Annotated in this window: 1 protein-coding gene; it reads left to right on the top strand. The window is 72.8% G+C overall.

Translation table 11 applies throughout. From position 1 onward, the window contains the following. Positions 1–243, top strand: a 243-nt coding sequence (locus AAEY88_RS15135; RefSeq protein ID WP_350563713.1) for a hypothetical protein, incomplete at both ends; no start/stop codon positions are given.

Raw genomic sequence — 243 nt, 5'->3', positions numbered from 1 at the left:
ATGCGGATCATCGGCGAGCGCGCGATCGACACGGTGGTCGGCTGCATGATCGCGATCGCCGCGAGCCGGCTGTTCCCGTACTGGGAATACCGGCTGATGGGCAAGCTCGTCACCGACATGCTGACGTCCACGCGCAAGTATTTCGAGGCCGTGTGGCGCGCGGGGCGCGGCATGTCGCCGCCGCCGGTGCCGGCCGCCGACGGCGCGGCCGTCGTCGCGGGCGTGGCCGCCGCGGTCGAGGCG

It is taken from the genome of Psychrobacter sp. CAL346-MNA-CIBAN-0220, from assembly GCF_040309805.1.
In the GTDB taxonomy this organism is placed as follows: domain Bacteria; phylum Pseudomonadota; class Gammaproteobacteria; order Pseudomonadales; family Moraxellaceae; genus Psychrobacter.
Note: the sequence above shows the minus strand (reverse complement) of the source record. Positions and strands in the feature narration are given on the sequence as shown.